Origin of the sequence: Dyella caseinilytica (assembly GCF_016865235.1) — a bacterium.
Taxonomy (GTDB): domain Bacteria; phylum Pseudomonadota; class Gammaproteobacteria; order Xanthomonadales; family Rhodanobacteraceae; genus Dyella_B; species Dyella_B caseinilytica.
This window is the reverse complement of record NZ_CP064030.1, coordinates 60,114-80,055: the sequence shown is the minus strand read 5'-3', so window position 1 is coordinate 80,055 and position 19,942 is coordinate 60,114. Positions and strand designations below refer to the sequence as shown.

General features: G+C 57.8%; 23 protein-coding genes and 1 pseudogene. 15 read left to right on the top strand and 9 right to left on the bottom strand.

All coding sequences use genetic code 11. From position 1 onward, the window contains the following. The first annotated feature begins 30 nt into the window (after window positions 1-30). Window positions 31-864 (top strand): cyclase family protein, encoded by an 834-nt coding sequence (locus tag ISN74_RS00355; protein ID WP_203546676.1) that lies wholly within the window; start codon window positions 31-33, stop codon window positions 862-864. Between the two features lie 35 nt (window positions 865-899). Here the strand turns inward: ISN74_RS00355 and ISN74_RS00350 are convergent, their stop codons facing one another. Further along, entirely contained in the window at window positions 900-1,247 is a 348-nt protein-coding gene (locus ISN74_RS00350; protein WP_188796274.1) for a hypothetical protein, read from the bottom strand. Window positions 1,248-1,675: 428 nt separating this feature from the next. Here ISN74_RS00350 and ISN74_RS00345 point away from each other — a divergent pair, with 428 nt between their 5' ends. Beyond that, complete coding sequence (locus ISN74_RS00345) at window positions 1,676-2,023, top strand: YciI family protein (protein WP_188796272.1); 348 nt, start codon at window positions 1,676-1,678, stop codon at window positions 2,021-2,023. Window positions 2,024-2,154: 131 nt separating this feature from the next. Beyond that, window positions 2,155-2,769 (top strand): dihydrofolate reductase family protein, encoded by a 615-nt coding sequence (locus ISN74_RS00340; RefSeq protein WP_188796270.1) that lies wholly within the window; start codon window positions 2,155-2,157, stop codon window positions 2,767-2,769. Window positions 2,770-2,788: 19 nt separating this feature from the next. Here the strand turns inward: ISN74_RS00340 and ISN74_RS00335 are convergent, their stop codons facing one another. Both ISN74_RS00335 and ISN74_RS00330 read right to left on the bottom strand, forming a co-directional pair. Then, window positions 2,789-3,664: a hypothetical protein gene (locus tag ISN74_RS00335; protein WP_188796268.1), complete on the bottom strand. Its 876-nt coding sequence runs from the start codon at window positions 3,662-3,664 to the stop codon at window positions 2,789-2,791. 129 nt (window positions 3,665-3,793) lie between these two features. After that, window positions 3,794-4,174, bottom strand: coding sequence for a VOC family protein (locus tag ISN74_RS00330; protein ID WP_188796266.1), 381 nt, complete (start codon window positions 4,172-4,174; stop codon window positions 3,794-3,796). Between the two features lie 175 nt (window positions 4,175-4,349). Between ISN74_RS00330 and ISN74_RS00325 the strand changes: the two genes are divergently transcribed. Together ISN74_RS00325 and ISN74_RS00320 are read left to right on the top strand one after the other, a co-directional pair. Next, entirely contained in the window at window positions 4,350-4,907 is a 558-nt protein-coding gene (locus ISN74_RS00325; RefSeq protein WP_188796264.1) for a hypothetical protein, read from the top strand. Window positions 4,908-5,150: 243 nt separating this feature from the next. Next, on the top strand, window positions 5,151-5,666 hold the full coding sequence (locus ISN74_RS00320) for a hypothetical protein (RefSeq protein ID WP_188796262.1): 516 nt from the start codon (window positions 5,151-5,153) through the stop codon (window positions 5,664-5,666). A 19-nt stretch (window positions 5,667-5,685) separates the two neighbouring features. On the opposite strand, the gene ISN74_RS00315 is transcribed toward ISN74_RS00320, so the two are convergent. Both ISN74_RS00315 and ISN74_RS00310 read right to left on the bottom strand, forming a co-directional pair. Next, the gene (locus ISN74_RS00315) at window positions 5,686-6,453 is read right to left on the bottom strand and encodes a DoxX family membrane protein (protein ID WP_188796259.1); all 768 of its coding nucleotides are present in this window, start codon (window positions 6,451-6,453) and stop codon (window positions 5,686-5,688) included. A gap of 184 nt (window positions 6,454-6,637) precedes the next feature. After that, window positions 6,638-7,270, bottom strand: a complete 633-nt coding sequence (locus tag ISN74_RS00310; RefSeq protein WP_188796257.1) for a CGNR zinc finger domain-containing protein — start codon at window positions 7,268-7,270, stop codon at window positions 6,638-6,640. Window positions 7,271-7,426: 156 nt separating this feature from the next. Between ISN74_RS00310 and ISN74_RS00305 the strand changes: the two genes are divergently transcribed. Genes ISN74_RS00305 through ISN74_RS00295 form a run of 3 tightly spaced genes read left to right on the top strand, consistent with a single transcriptional unit; the run spans window position 7,427 to window position 9,825 of the window. Then, window positions 7,427-8,119, top strand: coding sequence for an alpha/beta fold hydrolase (locus tag ISN74_RS00305; protein WP_188796247.1), 693 nt, complete (start codon window positions 7,427-7,429; stop codon window positions 8,117-8,119). Between the two features lie 34 nt (window positions 8,120-8,153). Beyond that, window positions 8,154-9,023: an alpha/beta fold hydrolase gene (locus ISN74_RS00300; protein WP_425488823.1), complete on the top strand. Its 870-nt coding sequence runs from the start codon at window positions 8,154-8,156 to the stop codon at window positions 9,021-9,023. 31 nt (window positions 9,024-9,054) lie between these two features. Beyond that, window positions 9,055-9,825, top strand: a complete 771-nt coding sequence (locus tag ISN74_RS00295; RefSeq protein ID WP_188796243.1) for an SDR family oxidoreductase — start codon at window positions 9,055-9,057, stop codon at window positions 9,823-9,825. A 108-nt stretch (window positions 9,826-9,933) separates the two neighbouring features. Here the strand turns inward: ISN74_RS00295 and ISN74_RS00290 are convergent, their stop codons facing one another. After that, on the bottom strand, window positions 9,934-10,815 hold the full coding sequence (locus ISN74_RS00290; protein WP_188796241.1) for an aldo/keto reductase family oxidoreductase: 882 nt from the start codon (window positions 10,813-10,815) through the stop codon (window positions 9,934-9,936). Between the two features lie 95 nt (window positions 10,816-10,910). Here ISN74_RS00290 and ISN74_RS21205 point away from each other — a divergent pair. Together ISN74_RS21205 and ISN74_RS00285 are read left to right on the top strand one after the other, a co-directional pair. Then, window positions 10,911-11,087, top strand: a pseudogene (locus ISN74_RS21205) (helix-turn-helix domain-containing protein); the annotation flags it as partial. Then, window positions 11,082-12,266 (top strand): LysR substrate-binding domain-containing protein, encoded by a 1,185-nt coding sequence (locus ISN74_RS00285; protein ID WP_268235696.1) that lies wholly within the window; start codon window positions 11,082-11,084, stop codon window positions 12,264-12,266. The pseudogene ISN74_RS21205 and the gene ISN74_RS00285, both read left to right, overlap by 6 nt. A 127-nt stretch (window positions 12,267-12,393) precedes the next feature. On the opposite strand, the gene ISN74_RS00280 is transcribed toward ISN74_RS00285, so the two are convergent. Then, window positions 12,394-13,908: a carbohydrate-binding protein gene (locus ISN74_RS00280; protein WP_229678909.1), complete on the bottom strand. Its 1,515-nt coding sequence runs from the start codon at window positions 13,906-13,908 to the stop codon at window positions 12,394-12,396. A 463-nt stretch (window positions 13,909-14,371) separates the two neighbouring features. Here ISN74_RS00280 and ISN74_RS00275 point away from each other — a divergent pair, with 463 nt between their 5' ends. The 3 genes from ISN74_RS00275 (at window position 14,372) to ISN74_RS00265 (ending at window position 16,590) form a co-directional block, all read left to right on the top strand. Next, window positions 14,372-15,181: a helix-turn-helix transcriptional regulator gene (locus ISN74_RS00275; protein WP_188796236.1), complete on the top strand. Its 810-nt coding sequence runs from the start codon at window positions 14,372-14,374 to the stop codon at window positions 15,179-15,181. Window positions 15,182-15,278: 97 nt separating this feature from the next. Beyond that, window positions 15,279-15,797 (top strand): YbhB/YbcL family Raf kinase inhibitor-like protein, encoded by a 519-nt coding sequence (locus ISN74_RS00270; RefSeq protein WP_203546674.1) that lies wholly within the window; start codon window positions 15,279-15,281, stop codon window positions 15,795-15,797. A 40-nt stretch (window positions 15,798-15,837) separates the two neighbouring features. Beyond that, the gene (locus ISN74_RS00265; protein ID WP_188796232.1) at window positions 15,838-16,590 is read left to right on the top strand and encodes a class I SAM-dependent methyltransferase; all 753 of its coding nucleotides are present in this window, start codon (window positions 15,838-15,840) and stop codon (window positions 16,588-16,590) included. 32 nt (window positions 16,591-16,622) lie between these two features. Here the strand turns inward: ISN74_RS00265 and ISN74_RS00260 are convergent, their stop codons facing one another. Both ISN74_RS00260 and ISN74_RS00255 read right to left on the bottom strand, forming a co-directional pair. Next, the gene (locus ISN74_RS00260) at window positions 16,623-17,960 is read right to left on the bottom strand and encodes a sensor histidine kinase (protein WP_188796230.1); all 1,338 of its coding nucleotides are present in this window, start codon (window positions 17,958-17,960) and stop codon (window positions 16,623-16,625) included. Next, on the bottom strand, window positions 17,944-18,633 hold the full coding sequence (locus ISN74_RS00255) for a response regulator (protein WP_188796229.1): 690 nt from the start codon (window positions 18,631-18,633) through the stop codon (window positions 17,944-17,946). The genes ISN74_RS00260 and ISN74_RS00255 overlap by 17 nt, the downstream gene beginning before the upstream one ends. A 141-nt stretch (window positions 18,634-18,774) precedes the next feature. Here ISN74_RS00255 and ISN74_RS00250 point away from each other — a divergent pair, with 141 nt between their 5' ends. Together ISN74_RS00250 and ISN74_RS00245 are read left to right on the top strand one after the other, a co-directional pair. Then, window positions 18,775-19,551: a MipA/OmpV family protein gene (locus tag ISN74_RS00250; protein ID WP_188796227.1), complete on the top strand. Its 777-nt coding sequence runs from the start codon at window positions 18,775-18,777 to the stop codon at window positions 19,549-19,551. A 17-nt stretch (window positions 19,552-19,568) separates the two neighbouring features. Next, complete coding sequence (locus ISN74_RS00245; protein WP_188796225.1) at window positions 19,569-19,811, top strand: hypothetical protein; 243 nt, start codon at window positions 19,569-19,571, stop codon at window positions 19,809-19,811. Window positions 19,812-19,942: the final 131 nt, after the last annotated feature.

Below are 19,942 nucleotides of genomic sequence, written 5' to 3'. Positions count from 1 at the left end.
TTTTGAGAAAGCTTCCAAGGAGTTCCTGACGTGATCCAACGAATGATTGTCGCCTTGGCATTTTCCCTGATAAGCACGGGCGTCGTTGCTCAGACAAAAGCTAGCGATGTCCATGGCAACCAGAGCACCGAGCTTCTCGCTATCGTCCATGCCAGCAAGCTCGTTGATCTGACCCATTCGTTCAGTGCGAGCACGCCGGTCTGGAGTGGCTTCGGTCAAGCGATCATCACTCCCGCGAAAGATCCAAAGACCGGCCAGCCCTACACCATCGAAAAAGATGGATTCAGGGCTAATTACTTCTCCATGGTTGGTCAGTATGGAACGCATATCGATCCGCCTGCGCATTTTGATGCCCATGGCGCCACGATCGACGCCATTCCGTTAGACCAGATGATCCTTCCCTTGGTGGTTTTCGATATCACCGGCCTGCTGCACAAAGATCCCAATCATGCGTTGAACGTCAACGACATTCTGTCTTGGGAAAAGAGTCATGGCCGCGTTCCATCCGGGTCGTTCGCTGCGCTGCGAACCGATCTGTCTAAAGACTGGGATACCAACCCGACGCGATTCAAGCGCTCACCCTTCCCCGCCTGGTCACTGGCCGCCGTGCGCTTCTTGATCGAACAGCGCGGCGTCACAGCGATCGGCCACGAATCGCTCGACACCGACACGACTCCCCATATGGATTCCGAAACCTGGCTTCTACAACACGGCCATTACCAGATCGAAGCCATGGCCCATCTCAATGAGGTACCCGCGACCGGCGCTGTCCTCATCGCCATGTGGCCCAAGGTCAAGAACGGCGAAGGATTTCCGGTGCGCGTCATGGCGGTGGTGCCAGCAGATGTTTCGCAAGGACATTGAGGTAGCAAGCGAACAAGCGACGCATAGGTTCCCGTTTAGTGATGTTTCAACCCCGGAAAGATCACCATTAGCAAGAGGGCAACCACATACCAAAGAATTACCGTCCCTAGCGTCACGCAGGTGCTAACGCTGTATTTGTAGAGTCTGCTTTTCGTCGATCGGAAAATCGCGAAATTGGCCGTAACCGCGAGCGCCGCGAACAACCCTCCAATTGCGCCACCTATCACCAACACCAAAAGCGGCAAAGCAGCCCAGAAGTACTCAAATCCGCCGAGTTTCTGCTGTTCCTTCGGCTGTGAAATCGTGAAGGATCCTTCAGGGCGTTTACCGATATTTGGATCCTTCTCACTCATCATCCGAGCAAATTCGTCTGGCGTTTTCATATCCTTCTCCTTGTTATGAGCGTCAGTCGGCGCAGACTTCCACCTGTCTGCGGAAAGTTTTACCCGTTACTTTTAATCATATCCACTCTGGGTTGGAAGCGGACTTCCTACTTCTGAAACCGCAATCAGGCCCATTTCCTGTATTTGCCGCGCAAAACAAGACTAAAGGAGGATGCCATGAAAACGGGGTCTCCACTTCGGCCGGATGTCATCAACCCTGAGCTGATTCCTCTCGATCTTCCAACCGGTCAAAGATCCTTGTCGGCACCCTCCAAACAGATACTCTGCCTCCTGGACGCCCCGGGAGTTGTTTGAAGCCTGCCAACGCACAAATCTTTAGGACGCTTTGTCGAATTCGGTTCCGGCCGTTCGACGTGATAGTGAAGGCCGGCAATCGGGCCACCTGAATGTGATAGAGGGGAACAGACATGTCGCAATATCTGGTTGCCATTCATCACCCTGAAAACTACGACCCGTCCCTCGAAGGCGAAGCGATGATCCGCGATATCCACGCGCTCAACGAAGAGATGGCGACCGCGGGCGCCAGGTTCTTCGCCGGTGGTCTGGAGTCGGCTGACAAGGCGAAATCGCTGCGCAAGCAATCGGGTGGCAAGGTGGCCGTTACCGATGGCCCATACATTGAAGCCAAGGAACACATTGGCGGTTTTTGGATACTGGAGGCCGCTGATATGGATGAGGCACTGGCTTGGGGGCGCAAGGCTGTGGTCGCCTGCCGTGCACCCGTCGAGGTGCGAGCGTTTCTTCGTCGCGGCTAAAAGTCGAAATCACTGCAGCCCCTCTGAATGAGTTTTGTCGTTGGGACGGTGTCTGCTTCGGGTCGAAAGCGAGTTGTCAGAACCGATTGATCTGGTCCTTCCTTGGGTCGCACCAGCGCGAGGAGAAAGCGATGAGAGAGCTGATCTTGACGATGTCTGTGACGCTCGACGGTTTTGTCAGCGGCCCCGACGGCGACATCCAATGGGTATTTAGCGGCGACCAGGAAGCCATAACCTGGAAGGTGGAGAACATGTGGAACGCCAGCCTGATCATCATGGGCAGCCGTTCCTTTCAGGACATGGCCCCGTTTTGGCCAACGTCCACCATGGCGTTCGCGCCGGCGATGAATCAGATCCCCAAGGCGGTCTTTTCAAAACGGGGACCGGTGGTCCTGGAGGCTGCCGCCAAGGGACTCAGGGACGCCCGGGCTCAGGCTGGCGACACGCTTCAACCCGGCGCGGAAAGCTGGGCCGAAGCCTATGTGGCCAGCGGCGACCTGGCCGACGAAATCAACAAACTGAAAGCTAAGGACGGCAAGCCGATCATCGCCATTGGAGGCGCCACCTTCGCGCGTAGCCTCATCGCCCAGAACCTGGTCGATCAATACGTCCTGATGATCTATCCGATCGCGTTGGGCAAAGGCCTGCCGATCTTCTCCGACCTGCCCGCGCCGAGGCCACTGAAGCTGGTCAGTTCGAAGGCCTTCCCGCTCGGCGCGATGGCGCAGACTTATCGGCCGGCGTGATCACGTCTAACGGGCATCACTACTTTTTAGAAGGCACGCGTGGAATGACTTGCGCGTTGAGCAACGCACTCTGAAAGACGTCCGGATCTCCTTGCCCCAAGACATTTGCGATCGAACCATCGGGAAGCATCAGAACAGCCGTATAAGACTGGCCCCAGGCATCGCATACCCACATTTGGTTTCTTGACTGGTATCGAACTGAGACATGCTCACCATTCGCGATGACTGATGCATCTTTTTCGCAAAGTTGGTGAAACTTCAACATGTCGCCCTTCAGGCTGTAGGGACCCGCGAAGACATTCATATAGGGCGCATTTTGAGAGGGTTTCCCGTCTTGGGTATACGCGAGCGCTCCAACCACACTAGGCACTAAGCGAAGTCCGGATACATGTAGCCTTAGGCCAAACGCAACTTCAGGATCGCGTATTTGGTCATTCCATGAAACCGTCGACAGATACTTTTTAAGTTCCTCAAATTTTCCCGGCTTGGATCCAGAATAGGAGAGCAACAGATCAAGCGATGTATCACCTCTTGAGGCATTGAGCTGCCACCCATCCCATGTGCCTTTTCCTTCAGATCGCGTTCGCTTATACAGAACCCCACTGATGGTGGAACTTCGAAATGATTCACCAGCACCTGGAAATGCGTATTTATTCATACTGCCCTTAGACGCAGGCCCCTCCACCAAACCCACCATGACTTCGTGGCGGCTATCGATAAAGATCGTACCCAGGGGTGCAATCACCACGCCATCCGGGAGCGCCATGCTTACCCCAGTCCCCGGGATAACCGTCACTTCGCGTGTCTCAGCTACATTCCCCTCGACTAAATAGACAAGTGCGCCAAGCGCAGTGATCCCGCAGATACCAGCTAGAAGCCAAGTGTTTTTGCTCATCCTTCCCCCGAGATCGAATGTTCAAAAATTCCTTTGATCGCTTGCGTTCAACCACGAATACCTGCAAGACAACCGCCATAGGAACATAAGCAAAGGCGTAAGCCCCCCCCCCATTTGGATCAATGTGAGTCAGTCCCAGCGGTTGGCATTTTTTGGAAAGCCTGGCCGCTGTATTCGGACCACGCAGAATCGCTGTCCTGAGGGTGCCTGCATCACGACCCAGCGCTCGAGACGATCAACCACCTGCGCACCCAACTTCTCCAGGCGAGCTACCTCGGCAGGAATGTCATCGGTTTCAATGTCTAAATGGACCCTGCTTTCATGTGAGACACGTTGAATTTGAACGATGGGCTCATCGTCTGGCGTTTCCAACATTCGGTAGTTACCACGCGTGCCAGGATGGTCCATGTCGACGGGCCTTCCTAATGCTTCGGCCCAGAAGCTGGCGGCCTTATCGATATCAGGCGTATTGCAATCAATGAGTAGCGCGCATAGGCGGGAATAATGCATAACTTCCTCATCCTGATCAGGTTACGGGAATGTAAAAAAAATCCGCGTCGGATCGGAAGCCGACGTTTCAGCGCGACGTTATGCTACGCGAGCCCTTACCGCTTGACAGGCCTGTTTCACGGGGAGTACACAGATCGGGCATCTTCCATCATCTGTCATTTGCAGGAGTAGGGATATGAGCCGTGCAAATGTAGTTTTGTTGATTTTTTCAGTATGGATGGCGAGCGCAATGAATGCCGCCGCGAACGGCGTCTCATCGGGAAATATCTCGGCGCCCGCTCAAGCCACCGCTGATCATGGAGCTGGTCAGATCCAGTCCGGCGAAGTCATGAATGTGCCTTTGCTGGTGATCGTAGATGCCAGGGGACAGGTTCGCGACATCCAGCACTCGCAACGACTGCCAACCCAAGTCAATGATCTGCTTTGGCAGAGCGTCAAAAATTGGACCAAGGCATCCGCCGTTATTGACGGCAGGCATGAAGCGGCACAAGTTTTTATGAATGTGACTCTGCATGCTGTGCCGCAATCCGATGGCAAAACAAACGTCTATTTCACCCTGGCATCGGAAGGCCCTGTATTACGCGGTTATTGGAGAATGTGGGGTGGCCGCCTGCATGGTTTTTGCTCGAGTTCCACCGGCCTGATTGCTGGCGAGGGTGGAAAGGGCTATCACTGCGCCTCCGAGCTTGTTCCCGCTTCTGCATCATCCGCACCGGCGCCTGCCTCGCCATAAGCACAGGCAATCCATCGACTGCAATCGGCACTTCAATCTTGAAAGGGTAGATTTGCATGCTTGTCTTTATGAGCATGCAGTCTCCCTTTCGTCCTGTGTTGCACCTGCACTGTTCGTACTGGCGGCTGAAGGCCTCGGACTTCTAGCAGTGTTCGCTTTGGCTTACGAACGGGAACTCTCCGCTGATAACCGCGGTCGAGTGCTTAGCGCGCCGCGTCGAGTGCGTTTTGGGAGAAGGATTCAATGAAGGGGATTGCGTATAGGGCATTCGCAGTGGTTGCAGGGATATCGATCGCCACCCAAGCCATCGGAGCTGAGCTGGCAAGCCAGTCCACAGAAGGCCAAGATTTACCAGCGCTACATGCACTGTGGAGTCGCTATCAACAAGCTGTCGCAAGGAAGGATGTCACAGCATTACTGGATATGTACGTGAGCGGAGATGCTCCTGTCATGGGCGGCATTGCTCCTAAGTCTTACGCAGTCATTACTGCTGCCAACAAGCAACCGGTGCCGCGTACTTTTCTAAGTACCGCAAAGCAAGAAGTGGCCGGCGAAATCAAGTTGCCACCCGATCAGATTGAAAACCTCAACATGTATTCGGATGGAGAAGTCGGTTCAATCTCGTTTGACTACAAGGCCAGCGTCGGTCACGGCCGGATCATCTGGACAACGGTCCATACCAACGATGGGTGGAAAATAGCTTCCGTCGTCTATTCGATAAATGTGCCCGCAGCGGACAGCAAGAACACATCGGGATAGCGTGTTGGGTTCTTGAGGGTCAGGTTATCGTCGGTTTGTGGCGGTAGGAGTCTGCCACTACCCAGGCGCTTGCCGTTAACGTCCACGAGACAACACTCTCGCTCCATTGAAAAGCGTTGGGACCTGTTGCTACAACCGGCGCCCATACCAGCAGGGTAAACAAACCCATCTGCAAGGCCGAGAATATCGCAGCCGGCCTTGCATAGATGCCCGTGAGTACCGCCGCACCGGCTGCGATGTAAGCGCAGCCGGTGAAGCAAGCCCACACTGTGGGCCATGGCAACTCATGCGGAACCAGCGCGACGGTCTCCTTAAGATAGGTGAAATGGGCTGCACCGAAAGGGATCAAGGCCATACCGTAGAGCATTCTCGAGATACGCACGCCTTTGTCGCCAACGGCAAACGCCGGGAGATGTTGCGTGTCCCATTCGGTGGCAAGCCAGGCAAACAATGCCCAGGCGCCAGCCACATACACGGCACCTTCGCCGCATCCCGACCAAGAGTCCTGCGTGGCGGGTGCGAGGAACAAGCCAGGCACTCTGAACAACAGCATCCAGAGCAGGAGGTAGGCAAGCAGCAGGCGAGCAGCCGCGGCACGCAGGAAGAACAAGCCCACGCCGGTTCCCAGCGAGATAAGCGCGCAGAGATAAACCAGTACCTCACGTGCAGGCAGGCCCGCAGGAACGGGCGGCCATATGGCTGCGAAATCGCGCTGGATCAAGCCGACGATGCCCAGCGCGATCATGGTCAACGCGAAGACTGCATGCCCCGTACTTGCGATCCGCATCAGCCCGTCCTCCGGCGCTGTTTACAGTGTACGGTCCGCGCCACCCAATGGCGGTAGCCAAATCGCTTGCGTTGGATGAAGCCAATCCATGGCTTTAGGCGCAGATCCACGATCTCCCTGCGTGGCGTGCGTGCTCAAACCGATGATGCACAACGAGCAAACGTGGCTTCGAACAGAAGATGAGTCACACGCTGTCCGCCGCCGATTTGGCACGGCGGCGGTGCGCAGCCTGCTTGGCACGATTACCGCAGAGCGACATGCTGCACCACCTGCGTGCATGTCCACGCGTGTGATCGGCAAACAACAAAGTGCAAGCAGGACCTTCGCAAGCCTTCACGTAAGCGAAGTCTTCTGCGCACACAAGATGCGCCATCGATTCGGCAATCGGCAGCAACAAGGTTTCTGGTGACGTCCAACGCCGCGAGCGCGACAGCTGGAATGCGGAAGGTGCGCCATTTTCTGACGCGATGATTTCGCCATATCCCTCATCGCGCGTCAGCAATTGGTTGAGCGGGTCAAGCTTGCTTAGATCTGCGCCCTTCAGCGGATGCCCCTTGTGCTCCTGGACGAAGCCACGGAACCACTCCCGGAGCGCGCGGGCCTGGCCGGCCAAACGATCCAGCTCTCCGGGAATCGCACGCTCACGGATGGAGCCAAGCACCTCATCGGGTACCAGCCGCGCCTGGTGAAGCCAACCCAGCAACCCCTCCCCGTCATCGAGCCAGTCGACCGGGGTATCCACTGGCGTGGCTACCGAATTGAGGAAATCCAGTCCGAGTGAGTCGGCCAGGAAAAGGGCGGGATTTGGCTGCGGCATAGGGTTGTCTCCTGTCGAGGACAGTAACCGGCCTGAAAGTTGTTGACAAGTTACTTTTGTCGAAATAACCTTCATAACTATGTCGAGGAGGTTACGACGATTTCAACCCTCAGCAACCTTCACTGACTCGGGCCAAGACGCGCAGGAGAGGCAAAAATGAGCAATCAGAGCGTAACCGTAGTGTTTGCCCATGGCGCATGGGCGGATGAGTCGAGCTGGCGCAAGGTCGTAGACTTGCTCCACTCAAAAGGCATCAAGGCAGTTACTTTTCGCCTGCCATTGTCGTCGCTGGCCGACGATGTCGCCGCGCTGGAAAGAACCCTGGAACACGTCGATGGCCCAGTGGTGCTGGCCGGTCACGCCTACGCCGGCGCGGTGATCGCCTCCACGGGGAATGCCAAGGTACGCGCCCTGGTTTACATCGCGGCCCTCGCTCCGGACCAGGGTGAGACGGTGGCGGATGTGTTCTATCGCAACGCGCACGATGACCGGGCACCGAAGCTGGCGCCGGACAGCGAGGGATGGATCTGGCTCCCGACCGAAGCATTCGGCACTGCTTTCGCGCAAAACGCGACGCCGGAGGAACAAAAGGCGCTCGCCGCCGCACAGCGACCGATTTCGCCGGCGTGCATCACCGTTCCAGTCGCCAAACCGCTGTGGCGAAGCGTGCCGGCCTGGTACCTGCTTGCCGAGCAGGATCACATGATTCCCGAAAAGACTCAGCGCTTCATGGCTGAACGCATGAATGCACATATCAGCGCCCATCCCATCGATCACCTGCCGAGCGTCTCCGCACCGGAGCTCGTGGAAAAAGTCATCACTGACGCCGTACGTGCGAGCGACCGCTGATTGCGTCTCGCTTCCCCATCACATCATTTCGATCTTGAGGAGAAACACCATGTCCACCATCCGCTATGGTCACGCCAATGTCGACGGCCTGAACATTTTCTACCGCGAGGCCGGCACGCCCGACAAACCAAAGTTATTGCTGCTGCATGGCTTTCCGAGTTCCGGCCACATGTTTCGCGACCTGATCCCGTTGCTCAGCGATGACTTCCACATCATCGCGCCTGATCTGCCGGGATTCGGTCAGTCGGACATGCCATCGCGTGATCAATTCACCTACAGCTTTGACAACATCGCGAACGTCATCGACCGCTTTACAGAAGTCGTCGGTTTTGACCGGTTTGCCGTCTATGTCTTCGATTACGGCGCGCCAACCGGCTTTCGTCTTGCCGTGAAACATCCGGAGCGCATCACCGGGATCATCTCGCAGAATGGCAATGCTTACGAAGAAGGCTTGAGCGACGGCTGGAATCCTATCCGCGCCTATTGGCAAGACCCTTCGGCTGCGAATCGTGAAGCGTTGCGCGGTTTTCTAGCGCCAGAATCGACGCGTTGGCAGTACACGCATGGTGTCAGTGACGAGGCGCTCGTTTCGCCCGACGGCATTGCGCTCGACAACTACTATCTATCGCGCAAGGGCGCGGACGAAGTTCAGCTCGATCTATTTCTGAATTACCAGAGCAACATCGCGCTTTACCCGACTTTCCAGGCGTATTTCCGTCGCCATCATCCGCGCTTCCTGGCCGTGTGGGGCAAGAACGACCCGTTCTTCCTGCCGCCGGGTGCGGAAGCCTTCAAGCGCGATATTCCCGAAGCGCAGGTTCGTTTCTTCGATACCGGGCACTTCGCGCTGGAAACCCATGCGCAAGAGATCGCAGGCGTCATCCGCGAATTTTTCCAGGATTGATGTCAATCCATTCACGCGTGAGGAGACCAACATGTCCGAGTCAATTGCCATCGTGACGGGGGCAAGCCAAGGTATCGGTCAGGCCACTGCGATTCGCCTGGCAAAGGATTTCAGCTCGGTGGTGCTTGTCGCCAGGAGCCGCGAGCACTTGTTGGAGACGGCAAAATCCGTCGAGGCAGGTGGCGCGAAGACGTTGATCATCGAACTCGACCTGGCGGAAAAATCGTCGGCTAGCATCGTCGTTGAAAAGACATTGTCGACATTCGGCCGCATCGATGCGTTGCTCAATATCGCCGGGGCGGTGCCGCAAGTGGATCTTTTCGACATGACCGATGAGCAATGGGATGACGGCATGGCGCTCAAGCTGCATGGTGCACGGCGATTGACGATCCAGGCGTGGCCCGCGCTCAAGCAGACCAAAGGTTCGGTGGTGTTTACATCGGGCAATTCGGCCATCTTTCCGAAAGCGCCTTATGCCGCGGTCGGTACCATCAACGCAGCCATTGCTGCGTTGGCGAAGGCATTCTCGGATCGCGGTATTACCGACGGCGTACAAGTCAACAGCGTGCTGCCGGGTCCCGTCATGACTGGACGCCGCCGCTCCTATCTCGAGCATTGGGCGCCCTTGCATGACATGACGGTTGCCGAAGCAACCGAGCGCTTTCCTCGCGACGCCGGTATCGCACGCTACGGCCAACCCGAGGAAATTGCTGAGCTGATGGCTTTCCTGGTATCGCCTGCGGCCCGCTGGATGACCGGATCGATGCTTCGCATGGATGGCGGAGAGGTTAAATCCGTCTAGCCTGTCGGCATGGCACGTACAGATTCGCCCTGCTTGCATGCTGCACGCCGGATGTGGGCGCACAGCATGCTCAGGTCCAATTGCCACACAAACAAGGTGGCAGAGGGATCAGTGTGCCGCCACAGCAGAACCCAGCTCGTTCAAGGCAGTCATCGCATCATCAGGCAGCATCAGCTTCGCAGCGGCGATATTTTCATCGAGATGAGTCATGGACGATGTGCCCGGGATCAGCAGCATGTTCGGCGCCCGATGCAGCAACCATGCAATGGCTACTTGCATCGGCGTGGCATGCAGCTGGCTGGCCACCTCGGAAAGCACGGATGATTGCAGTGGCGTGAAGCCGCCAAGCGGGAAGTACGGTACGTAGGCGATGCCATCGCGGGCGAGATCATCGATCAAAGCGTCATCGTGCCGGTGCACAAGGTTGTAGTGATTCTGCACGCAGACGATCGGGCAGATCTTGCGCCCTTCTGCAATCTGGGTTGCCGTGACGTTGCTGAGACCGATATGGCGCACCAATCCTTGCCGCTGCAGATCGGCGAGCACCGTGAGCGCTGCTTCAATGGAACCTTCAGCAGGTCCATGCGGATTGATCATGATGCGCAGGTTCACCACCTCCAGCACATCCAGTGCGAGATTGCGCAAATTGTCGTGCACGGCCTGAGTCAGTTCCTCGCGCGCGAAGGCAGGAATCCACGCACCATCGCTGCCGCGTCGTGCACCGATTTTCGTGACGATAACCATGTTGTCCGGATAAGGAGCCAGCGCCTCGCGGATCACCTGGTTGGTGACATGCGGACCGTAGAAGTCGCTGGTATCGATGTGGTTCACGCCGGATGCAACAACGTGGCGCAACACGGCCAGGGCCGCCGCGTGATCCCGGGGCGGGCCGAATACGCCGGGACCGGCAAGCTGCATGGCGCCATAGCCGAGCCGTTTCACCGTGCGATCGCCCAGGACAAAGGTGCTGGTCGGTTTGATGTTGGACATTTCTGATCTCCTTACAGGACGTCCGCAAGAGTAGGTGCTGTTCGATCGCGCGATAAGAGAGCACAATTCGCACGGGCCGTGCGGAATGGCGAACAATGACGACGGATCTCAGTGATCTTAATGCCTTCATAGCAGTCGCCCGTGCCGGAGGTTTTCGTGATGCCGCGCGCGCAGGCAACATGAGTCCATCCGGTCTGAGCGAAGCGGTTCGGCGGTTGGAAAGCCAGCTTGGCGTGAGGTTGCTCAATCGCAACACGCGCAGCGTTGTGCCGACCGAAGTTGGCAAGCGCCTGCTCGACCGGCTTGGCCCGGCCTTGGCCGAAGTGGAATCAGCGCTCGATGTCGTCAACAGCGCGCGTGACAAACCAGTGGGCATCTTGCGGCTCAACGTGCCGGTCAGCGCGGCACGTTTGGTATTGCCGCAAATCCTGCCCCGCTTTCTCGCTGCCTATCCGGACATTCAGGTCGAAATCGTTGCCGAAGACAGCTTCGTCGACATGCTTGCGGCCGGATGCGATGCGGGCATTCGCTACGACGAACGGCTGGAAACGGATCTCAGTGATCTTAATGCCTTCATAGCAGTCGCCCGTGCCGGAGGTTTTCGTGATGCCGCGCGCGCAGGCAACATGAGTCCATCCGGTCTGAGCGAAGCGGTTCGGCGGTTGGAAAGCCAGCTTGGCGTGAGGTTGCTCAATCGCAACACGCGCAGCGTTGTGCCGACCGAAGTTGGCAAGCGCCTGCTCGACCGGCTTGGCCCGGCCTTGGCCGAAGTGGAATCAGCGCTCGATGTCGTCAACAGCGCGCGTGACAAACCAGTGGGCATCTTGCGGCTCAACGTGCCGGTCAGCGCGGCACGTTTGGTATTGCCGCAAATCCTGCCCCGCTTTCTCGCTGCCTATCCGGACATTCAGGTCGAAATCGTTGCCGAAGACAGCTTCGTCGACATGCTTGCGGCCGGATGCGATGCGGGCATTCGCTACGACGAACGGCTGGAACAGGACATGATCGCGATTCCGATCGGGCCTCGGTTCCAACGATTCGCAACGGCCGCCGCCCCCTCCTACCTCGATCGCCACGGCCGTCCGGAACATCCACGCGATCTGCTCGCGCATGCTTGCCTGCGTGGCCGCTTCGGCAGCGGCGTGATGCCCCCATGGGAATTCGAACGTGATGGCGAGCTGATCAGAATCGAGCCCGTCGGTCCTTTGATCGTACGCATAGGTGGCGCCACTGAATTGATCATCGATGCGGCGGTGGCTGGCACCGGCGTTATCTATCTGTTTGAGGACTGGCTTCGCCCGCTTTTGGATAGCGGCGCGCTGGAACCCATGCTTGAACCGTGGTGGCCGCGCTTTACAGGACCGTTTCTCTATTTTCCCGAACGGCGCCTGATGCCCGCGCCGTTACGGGCATTCGTCGATTTCATCAAGAACCTCTCCAGCGAGCCCTAGCTGCACCACCGCTGGCTTGCACACCTTTATCGCCTGACATCTTGCTCAAGGTGGACGTTGCACATATCGGCGCCACGATTTCACCGAAATCATGGCGCCGACATGCGATACCGCCGATGCGCCTCGCTTAAAGCTGGGAAGTCGTTGTCGCGTTGAATTGCGTGCCCAGGTTGGTTTCCAGATCGCCAATGGCGTATTCCAATAAGCCGAAGATCTTGGCGCGATCGCTGGCATTGCTCAGATCCAGCGTATCCGTGCTTGCCACACCCGCTTGTGTCAGCGCCGTGTTGAACGCCGTTTGCGCTTGCGTTGCCGTGATATACGCGGAAGAACCCGAGCTGTTTACGTAATCCAAGGTCTGGAAGACATTGGAGAACGTGTTTTCCAGTGACGCGACATTGAACGCCACGTGATTCGTTGGCGTGACGATCGTGGTCAGGCTGGTGGTGGGAATGGGGTTGTCGTAGAACTGATCCAGGTAATAGCGAACCTGATAGGGATACTGCTGATAGGTATCCTGAACACCCCACACCGAACTATAGGAATTGACCGTCGCCACCGTGGCGGCTGTCGCCGTAGCTCCCAACGTGCTGTAACTGCTGACAAGGCCACCGTAGTAACCCTGGTTGTAAGCGACGTTCAACACCACATCGAGGAAGTTGTTCGGCAGTGTCTTGAAGTTTGCCAGTGCGTTGTCGTACTGAGGCTGCCACGGGGTGGTCCAGCCATCCGCACCGGTACCGGTGACGATCAGCGATACGAAGTCGTTGTAGTGGAAGTACGCCGTGAGCATCGGCCCGTAATACTTGTTGTTGAACGAAGCCGGTGTCGGCTGGCTGTACTGCGTGGCCGCAGTCGCCATGGTATAGCCGATGTTTTTTTGGATCGCGACGTAATTGATCAGCGAATGACCAGCCGGCGCATACGACCCAGCCACCATATCCGTGGCGTAGTTGTTGATCTGATAGGGACCACCCTGACCCACGCCCATGACGGCCGCCTGATCAGGCGAAGGATCGATCAAGTCGCTGGTATCGACGTAGTACTCCGTCGCAATGTTTTCCTGCAGCAACTGTCCGAGGATCGAGCCGTACAGATAATCCTTGTCGAACTGCATGCCTGGGTAATACTCCTCCACCAGGTGGCCATACATCACGCCAGCAATGACGTTGGACATCACCAGATCGGTGTAATTGTCGCCCGCAAGCATGAGTTGGTCTTGCGCGGTGCCTGCACCCAGCAGCAGGTGGAAGTTGATCGTGCCGGTGGTGACTGGTGTCGGACTCGGCGTCGGCGTTGGTGTTGGTGTTGGTGTTGGTGTTGGTGTTGGTGTTGGTGTTGGTGTTGGTGTTGGTGTTGGTGTTGGTGTTGGTGTCGGTGTCGGTGTCGGCGACGCGCCGCACGCACCCTGCGATGTCCACGGTTGACCGCTACCGGACCCACCGTTGTTGGTAGCCGGATCGTTGCCTTGCGTCCACCAATTTGCCTCGTAATTGATCCCGTTCTCGCTGGCGACGTTGCCCGCGGTGTAGATCGCAGTCGAACTCCACGCCGCTGCACATGCCGTTTCAGCGTGCACCGCTTGCACCGGAGCCGCTGTAAGCACAGCAGTGGATAGCACGGCACCTACAGCCGTGCTCAAGGAACTCAAAGTCAGAGCAGACCACTTCGTCGAATTCGTTCCAGGCATATGCTTTCTCCCGTGAAAGTAAGGCGCAAAAGTCCGCCGCGCCCGCAACGGCGCAGGCGTGTTCATAAAGCCATGTAAGAGCGGTCACGATCGCGCATGCAGGCACGTCATCACGTGCTACACGTTTGCGATATCTCAATGTTCGGCGAGTATCCGAGCGTCATGACAACGTTGTCCAGTGAATCTGGCCGCAAAGCCCACGCCGAAACGTGATGCGTATCGCAGGAAGCGCTTATTACTTTTGCGAATGAGAAACAGATGTTGTTGCGCGGAAAAGATCAACACAATGTGTATGCACGTGAACGGGGGATTTATCGTGCCCGCATATCGCGAAGGAAGACTCATTCGCGCGCCGCAAGACGCCATATGGCTGTCCCCGCTTTATTCTGCGTCTTGATCACTGCATCATCGCAACATGGAATCTCAACACGGCGCTCGCATCGTCGCCACCCAGCGTTACCGGATCCGCACCTTGACGGTACGCGGTGACCTGTTTGTCGCCGTGCTTAAGGGCCGGAAAACCCTGCAGGCAGCGCACCACATACTCAGTGCCGGGCGTCAGGAGGGCGTGCTCATTGCGCAAGGTACGCAATGGGACGTCATCAATGCGCCTGAAGGCGCGCATCCGTACGAAGCTTTGGCACTCTCCTTTGGCGACGACATCGTCCGGGAATTCAGCGCGTCACCGGCGTCAGATAGCAGCGCACGGATCAAGGCCGCGCTGGCAGTGACCGTCGACGGCGAACTGCTGGAAGCGATGCAGAGAACGTTGCCGCCAGCGAGCGGCAAGCGCGTTTCCGCCGCACTGTTACACCATCGGATCATGGAGGTCCTGATCTTGCTCGCGGAGCGCAGTTGGCGCTTTGAACCAGGGCGGGCACTGAGCTGGCCCGACAAGGTTCGCCGACTGGTCGCTCAACGCCCGCACGGTGACTGGAGCGTCGCCACGCTGGCCGATGCATTCCATGTAAGCGAATCGACTTTGCGGCGGCGACTCGAATCCAGCGACACCACGCTCGCCGCGCTGGTGCGTGAAGTGAGGTTGGAGACCGCACTATCGATGTTGCAGACCACCGATTGGTCCGTGGGTGAGGTGGCCCGGCGTTGTGGCTGGGATTCGCATAGCCGCTTTACCGCTCTTTTCCAGCAACGTTGGGGAGTCGCGCCCTCCGTGGTGAGAGCGCGGATGAAGGAAAACGGACAGGGTTTGACGGGAACCGGCTAACACGCTCTTCCGACGTTTTGACACCATCCGCTTCAATCCTTGTGATCGAGCGGAACCACTCATGAAACTTATTCGCCTGGCTGGTGCCTTGTTATGCATGGCCTTTGCCTTCGCAGCGCATGCCACGGATTTCATCGTTTCCAGCCCTGCCTTCAGCCCGAACGGAATCCTGAAGGACGCCCAGGTGCTTCATGGCTTTGGATGCTCCGGCCAGAACATCTCACCCGCATTGATGTGGAAAGGCGAGCCGCAGGGCACCCGGAGTTTTGCGATAACCGTTTATGATCCCGACGCACCGACCGGTTCAGGCTGGTGGCATTGGGTCGTTTTTGATATCCCGGCCTCTGTTCACAACGTGGTCGAGGGCGCGGGCACCGTTGACAGTAAGGCACTTCCGGCTACCGCCATCCAGGCTCGCACAGATTTTGGCACGCATGCTTATGGCGGCCCCTGCCCGTCCGCTGGCGACAAGGCCCACCGCTATGTTTTCACTGTCTACGCACTGAAAGTTGCACACATTGAGGTGCCCACCGATGCTTCGGCCGCCATGATCGGCTATGTGATCCATGGCAACACATTGGGAAGCACCTCGATTCAGGCAGGCTATCAGCGATAAACGACCTCCGCCTTACTTTTTCAAGCGACACAGGATTGGGATGACCTCACACAACGAGCAGCAATGGGATCCCATTGCATACCAGCAGCACGGCCGCTTTGTATCCGATCTCGGCGCGTCCATTCTTGATCTGCTCGAAGCCCGCACGGGCGAGCGAATTCTTGATCTCGGCTGCGGCGATGGCGCGCTGACACGCAAACTCGTGGACATGGGCTGCGATGTGCTGGGCGTCGACAGCAGCACGCCGATGGTGGAAGCCACCAGAGCACTTGGTGTCGAGGCAAGGATGATGGATGGTCAGTCACTCGACTTCCATGGCGAATTCGATGCCGTTTTCAGCAATGCTGCGCTTCACTGGATGCCGCATGCCGAGCACGTGCTCGCGGGTGTTTGGCGCGCACTGAAACCTGGCGGACGCTTCGTAGCGGAGTTCGGCGGACACGGCAATGTCGCAACCATCGTCAATGCGTTGCACGCGGCCCTTGCTGCGCGGCATGTCGACATCCCCAATCCGTGGTTTTTCCCCACACCTGAGCACTACCGCGCGTTGCTGGAAAAGCAGGGTTTTCAGGTTCACTTTGTGGCGCTGCTGCCCCGGCCAACCTTGCTACCCGGCGACGTTCGCGCCTGGCTGACCACCTTTGCTCAACCTTTGCTATCTGCGGTAGCGGAAGAAGAACGGCCTGCATGTCTCGCTGCATTGGCGGACACTTTGCGCGCATCCATGTGCGATGCCGATGGCAAGTGGTGGGCCGACTACATGCGGATTCGCTGTCACGCCAGCAAAGCTTGAAAGGTTTGAGGATTTGCGACGGGCGTATGCGGCTACGGCACAGGCGTAAGCCGCATGCGAAAGTATGCGCCGCCGCCGTCCGCTTCGGTCACGTTGATCCATCCACCGTGTAGCGCAACGATTTCCCGCACCAGATGCAATCCGAGTCCCGCGCCCATGCTACTGGGACGCAGGCGATAAAAAGGCTCGAAGATGCGAAGCCGTTCCTCGGCGGGAATGCCAGGGCCCTGGTCGCTCACCCCAAGCGTACCGTCTCGTTTTACATCGACCGTAATCAGGCCGCAGCCACCGCCATGCGCGATGGCGTTCTGGATCAAGTTGGTCAAGGCGCGCGACAGCGACTGGCGATCACCCATCACCATCACGTGTGTTTCAGGAGCATCCAGGGCCAGTTCGTAACCGGCATCCACCACCAGCGGCGCGACGTCGGCGGTGACTTCGCGTGACAACGCCACCAGATCGAGCGGCTCGAACGCCGTTTGCTGCTTGCCAAGGCGCTGCAGATCGAGCAACTGTTCGGCAAGATTGGATAGCCGTGCCACGTCAGCAAGCAGTCGGGTTCGGGTGGCGCCGGATTCCAGCGTCTCAATGCGTGCCTCCAGAATGGCGATCGGTGCGCGCAGCTCATGTGCCGCACCGGCCAGAAAACGATCGCGCGCATCATAACCTTCGTTGAGGCGCTCCAATGCAGCATTGAATGCCTGCACGAGCGGCTGCAATTCGCGCGGTACCGCCTGGTCGGCGAGCCGTGCGCCCTGCACATCGATATCGATCGCCTGTGCCTGCGCGGCTACCTCGGCCATCCCCGACATGCCGCGGCGAATCAGCCACGGCACCATGATCAACGTCAGCAGCGTCATCGGCAGGATGATGCGCCAACCGAAATAGTAGAGGAGGCCGAAGAACACGGCGATCATATCGGTCGAAGGCGCGCCGCCACAGATGACACGCAAACTTCCTGTCGATGCCGGGCCGACAAAAACGCGCATGGTGAGGTCGTACGGCGCGATGCCTTCGTGGATTTCCGACGGCACCAAACGGTATAGCGATGGCAGCAGCGGGCGATACACCTCCGGCACCTGCCCGTGCTCCAGGCGATGCCCTTGCGCGTCTTCCACCACAAACCACAACTCGGGTGATTCGCGCAGCAGCTTCTGCATTTTTTTGTCGGCATGAAGCTCGAGATTGCCGCTCTGATTGACATGCACGGCGTCAAGGATCGTGTGCGACACCGGTTCGTCAATATAGGAAACGTTTCCACTGAAGACCGTAAACGTGAGCACGACGGAGAAAACGAGGATGATCAACGCCTGCAAGATGATCAGACGCAAGGCCAGCTGTTTGGTGAGCGATTTACTCTTCGCGATCATCGGTACGTTCCTTCAGCAGATAGCCGATGCCGCGGATCACGTGAATGTCTGCACGCGCATGCGCTTCCGTCAGCGCGCGACGCAGCTTGGACACATGTGCATCCAGGGCATTCGATTGAATTTCGTCGTTGAAGTCATACACCGACTCCTGCAGTACTTCCCGACGGACGGTTCGGCCGTGCCGCAGAAACAGGGCTTCCAGCACCAGCAACTGTCGCCGCGGCAGTGGCAGCAAGACGTCGTCGACAAACGCTTCGTGGGTGGAGAAATCGAACGTGAGATTGCCCACGGTTGCCGTGGGCAGTACCAGTTGCGACGGTCGTCGCGATATCGCGCGAATGCGTGCCAGCAATTCCTCGACTGCAAACGGCTTGACGAGGTAGTCGTCAGCACCTAAGTCAAGGCCAGCGATGCGATCGGCGAGTGCACCGCGCGCCGTCAGCATGATCACCGGCAAATCGGCGCGGCATTTGCGCGCCAGCTGGATCAGCGTGGCGCCATCGCCATCGGGAAGCTGGCGATCGAGCAGCAGCAGATCGTGAACGTTCTGGCGTAAGGCTTCGCTTGCCTGTGCCAGATTGGGCGCGATATCCGTCAGCATGCCGTGACGTTGCAATGCTGCACGCAATGCAACGGCCATTTCCGGTTCGTCTTCAACCAGCAAAATGCGCATGATGAATCGGGTACTCCTGGCACCCCTTAGCTGCGGCAAAAACCGACTTTAGCATCCACCCTGCATGGGCCGACGCAATGTTGGGGCAATGTGCGTTCCACAGCATGGGCACCGTTTAAACTACCCTTCCCCTGCATCCCCATGCCAAAAGTTTCATTGTGTTTCGCCAGCCTGACGGCGGCTTCGATCTGCACGGTTTTCAGCACGGCAGCCATGGCGCAGTCCACTTCTGCGCAAAACAGCACCTGGACGCTCGGTATCGGCGCCTTCTGGAGCCCCAGCCCCTATCGCGATTACAACAACAAGGCTTGGCCACTGCCGCTGGTCAATTACGAAGGCAAGTCGTTCTACGTGCGTGGTGCCACCTTGGGCTTCCGCCTGATCAACACCGGTTCGGATGAGTTTTCCATCATCGCCTCGCCACTGGGCAATCGCTTTCAGCACGACGACACCGACAATCCACGTCTGCGCCAACTTTCCGACCGCGACATTTCCGGCCTTGCCGGTGCGGCGTGGAAACACAGCGCCGACTGGGGCGTGCTGCAGGCCAGCGCGCAAAAAGAATTCACGGGCCATGGCGGCGGTGAAGTGTTCGACGCCAATTACAGCTACCCGATCAAAGAAGGCCGCCTGACGCTGACGCCGACAGCGGGGGTCACGTATAACACCAGCGCGATCAATAATTATTACTACGGGATCAGCGGCAGCGATGCATTCCGTAGCGGATTGCCCTTCTATCACGCCGGCGGCGGCTCCTCGCCCTACTTCGGCATCACCGCCATTTTCAAGCTTTCGCAATCCTGGCTGACCATGGCGGGTATCCGTTACACGGTTCTGCCAAATGCCGTGAAAGACAGCCCGATGGTCGACACCGATCACACCGAAAGTTACTTCGTCTCGCTGAGCTATATCTTCTGAACCAAGAGTTCCGAGCCATGAGCCAAGGCATCATCCGCCGCATCTTCAATTTGGCCGCGCAGCTGGAACCCGATCGCAAGTTGATTTGGGACTGGCTGTTTCACACCCATATCGAAACCTTGGGCGGACATACAGCGTTGGAACTGGTCTTCGCCGATCAGGGTGAACAGGTCATCAGTTTGCTGGAAGCGGCCTTGCACGATGAGGCGTCGAAAAAGTTGTTGCCCCAGCAACCTGATCTGTTGGCCCGCCTGCATTGACGAGATGAAAAGCCGCGCCCTGCGTTCTTGCGCAAGGCGCCGCCGGTTTTTATTCAAATCCCGTCCTGACCTCGCCTGATCGAACGCTGACGTGTTGGCATGCGTCGCGCCGGTGGACTATCAAGCAGAAC

Coding starts and splice junctions, on each gene's coding strand:
- ISN74_RS00270 (WP_203546674.1), top strand. CDS start 15,279: ATGGCCTTTGCCTTCGCAGCGCATGCCACGGATTTCATCGTTTCCAGC.
- ISN74_RS00320 (WP_188796262.1), top strand. CDS start 5,151: ATGAAGGGGATTGCGTATAGGGCATTCGCAGTGGTTGCAGGGATATCG.
- ISN74_RS00295 (WP_188796243.1), top strand. CDS start 9,055: ATGTCCGAGTCAATTGCCATCGTGACGGGGGCAAGCCAAGGTATCGGT.
- ISN74_RS00335 (WP_188796268.1), bottom strand. CDS start 3,664: ATGAGCAAAAACACTTGGCTTCTAGCTGGTATCTGCGGGATCACTGCG.
- ISN74_RS00345 (WP_188796272.1), top strand. CDS start 1,676: ATGTCGCAATATCTGGTTGCCATTCATCACCCTGAAAACTACGACCCG.
- ISN74_RS00275 (WP_188796236.1), top strand. CDS start 14,372: ATGGAATCTCAACACGGCGCTCGCATCGTCGCCACCCAGCGTTACCGG.
- ISN74_RS00330 (WP_188796266.1), bottom strand. CDS start 4,174: ATGCATTATTCCCGCCTATGCGCGCTACTCATTGATTGCAATACGCCT.
- ISN74_RS00265 (WP_188796232.1), top strand. CDS start 15,838: ATGACCTCACACAACGAGCAGCAATGGGATCCCATTGCATACCAGCAG.
- ISN74_RS00350 (WP_188796274.1), bottom strand. CDS start 1,247: ATGAAAACGCCAGACGAATTTGCTCGGATGATGAGTGAGAAGGATCCA.
- ISN74_RS00325 (WP_188796264.1), top strand. CDS start 4,350: ATGAGCCGTGCAAATGTAGTTTTGTTGATTTTTTCAGTATGGATGGCG.
- ISN74_RS00310 (WP_188796257.1), bottom strand. CDS start 7,270: ATGCCGCAGCCAAATCCCGCCCTTTTCCTGGCCGACTCACTCGGACTG.
- ISN74_RS00255 (WP_188796229.1), bottom strand. CDS start 18,633: ATGCGCATTTTGCTGGTTGAAGACGAACCGGAAATGGCCGTTGCATTG.
- ISN74_RS00250 (WP_188796227.1), top strand. CDS start 18,775: ATGCCAAAAGTTTCATTGTGTTTCGCCAGCCTGACGGCGGCTTCGATC.
- ISN74_RS00305 (WP_188796247.1), top strand. CDS start 7,427: ATGAGCAATCAGAGCGTAACCGTAGTGTTTGCCCATGGCGCATGGGCG.
- ISN74_RS00340 (WP_188796270.1), top strand. CDS start 2,155: ATGAGAGAGCTGATCTTGACGATGTCTGTGACGCTCGACGGTTTTGTC.
- ISN74_RS00290 (WP_188796241.1), bottom strand. CDS start 10,815: ATGTCCAACATCAAACCGACCAGCACCTTTGTCCTGGGCGATCGCACG.
- ISN74_RS00260 (WP_188796230.1), bottom strand. CDS start 17,960: ATGATCGCGAAGAGTAAATCGCTCACCAAACAGCTGGCCTTGCGTCTG.
- ISN74_RS00245 (WP_188796225.1), top strand. CDS start 19,569: ATGAGCCAAGGCATCATCCGCCGCATCTTCAATTTGGCCGCGCAGCTG.
- ISN74_RS00315 (WP_188796259.1), bottom strand. CDS start 6,453: ATGCGGATCGCAAGTACGGGGCATGCAGTCTTCGCGTTGACCATGATC.